Raw genomic sequence first — 1,834 nt, 5'->3', positions numbered from 1 at the left:
TGGCTTTTTCAAGAGGGTATAGTTATTAATTAAGTGGCTTTCATGCCACATTAACTTTTTATTTAGAAAAATTTAATTTTCAATTGGTGATAATCATGCCAGTTATAAGTTTTGATATAGGAGAATTAACAAAAGAGCAAAAAGAAATTTTAGCAAAAGAATTCAGCGAATCCGCTTCAAGAGTCACAGGCCTTCCGATAGAAATGATATATGTGCTGTTCAACGAAAGGAAATTTGACAATGTTGGAGTCGGTGGTGTTCTTTTAAGTAATCAGGAATAGATGGATTTTTAAAAATTCATTCTTTTCATTTTAAATCCAATATTTCCTTATACATTTCTTTCAATTCTTTTTTTTCATATTCCGAATAATGTTCGTTGTCGACATCCGTTTCAAGAGCAAACAGTAACAGTTCATAGAATACCTTATTCAGTGACCTTCCCTTTTTGGTTAGGAAATATTGGGTATTTTTTGGATCATTGCCCTCATTTGTCTTGTAAATAAGGCCATTATCCTGCATTGTCTTAAGGCATCTTGACAGTGCCTTGTTGTCCAGTGAGGGTCTGTTGACTTTAAATTCATTGAAATGGCTTTTTCCTAAAAACAGGTCTCTTAAAACATGCAGTGTCCATTTGTTGCTCATGAATTTGAGAGTGTCTTCCAGGGGGTTTCGCTCATACTTTTTTTCGTAATATGCAAGTTTTTTCGGATTTAAAGTCATGTTTATTGTTATATATGTTTTAATATTAAGTTTTTTAGATGTCATTGATGCCACTTTATCTTTAAATACCCTATTTTTTAAATATTTGATTAGAAAATTTTAATTGGTGCGATAATATGAATGATAATGAGATAGTCATGACTAAATTCCTGGCGATACTGTTTGCGATATGTTCAGGTCTTGCAATAGGTAATCTGTACTGGGCCCAGCCGTTGCTTGTCCAGATAATGGATGGCTTTGGTCTTCCAGCGGCAAATGGGGGACTTCTGGTTACTGCAACCCAAATAGGCTATGCGATGGGAATTCTCTTTATTTTGCCTTTGGGTGATTTTGTTCGAAGAAAACGTATGATAGCTATTGTAATGGTGCTTTCCGTATTGGCTTTGGTCTCCTGTGCCATATCTCCTTCATTTATCATATTGTCACTGTCACTCTTCAGTATGGGGATTGTAACAATTTCCGGTCAAATCATATTGCCTCTTGCAGGGGATTTGAGCCGTGAGGATGAACGTGGCCACATCGTTGGAATTGTATCATCCGGAATAACAACCGGTATCCTCTTTTCAAGGTTTGCAAGTGGCATCATTGCAGGATTTTGGGGATGGAGATCAGTTTATGTAATAGCGGCCGCCTTGAATCTGGTCATGGTTTTGGTAATGATTTATGTATTGCCGGAAATTCCTGCAAAAAACAAATTTAAATCATATGGGAAACTTTTGGCAAGTGTTTTCACCACTTTTAAAAATCATAGGTCCTTGCCGAACATATTACTGCACTCAGGACTGATATTCGGTTTGATTTTCAACATATTCTGGACTTCCTTAACATTTCTTCTGTCCGCAGATCCATTTAACTATAACACGTTCCAAATTGGGCTTGTAAGTCTGGCAGGTCTTGCAGCGGCAGTATTTGGTGTGGGAATCGGAAAATTGCAGGACAAAGGCTTGAGCATACCTGCGCTCGGAGCGTTCATTGTGGTTTGCCTTGTTAGTATGGTGTGCGGCTTTGCATTCAGTGATTCAATTGTTGCCATTGTGATTGTTGCAGCGGTACTTTCAGTTGCAGTTCAGGGAGTAAGTGTCTTGACCCAGACAAGATTGTTTAACTTATCTCA

3 protein-coding genes are annotated in these 1,834 nt (G+C 37.5%); 2 read left to right on the top strand and 1 reads right to left on the bottom strand.

Features of this window, described 5'->3' with window-relative positions:
* Positions 1–95 precede the first annotated feature (95 nt).
* Positions 96–281: a 4-oxalocrotonate tautomerase DmpI gene (gene dmpI / locus ACJROP_RS07680; RefSeq protein WP_058738979.1), complete on the top strand. Its 186-nt coding sequence runs from the start codon at positions 96–98 to the stop codon at positions 279–281.
* Positions 282–306: 25 nt separating this feature from the next.
* Here the strand turns inward: dmpI and ACJROP_RS07675 are convergent, their stop codons facing one another.
* Positions 307–765: a helix-turn-helix domain-containing protein gene (locus tag ACJROP_RS07675; RefSeq protein ID WP_116592878.1), complete on the bottom strand. Its 459-nt coding sequence runs from the start codon at positions 763–765 to the stop codon at positions 307–309.
* A gap of 71 nt (positions 766–836) precedes the next feature.
* On the opposite strand from ACJROP_RS07675, the gene ACJROP_RS07670 reads away from it, so the two are divergent.
* The coding region (locus tag ACJROP_RS07670) for an MFS transporter (protein ID WP_406534885.1) at positions 837–1,834 on the top strand (998 nt) is incomplete at its 3' end.

This window comes from Methanobrevibacter sp. (assembly GCF_045220775.1).
In the GTDB taxonomy this organism is placed as follows: domain Archaea; phylum Methanobacteriota; class Methanobacteria; order Methanobacteriales; family Methanobacteriaceae; genus Methanocatella.
Note: the sequence above shows the minus strand (reverse complement) of the source record. Positions and strands in the feature narration are given on the sequence as shown.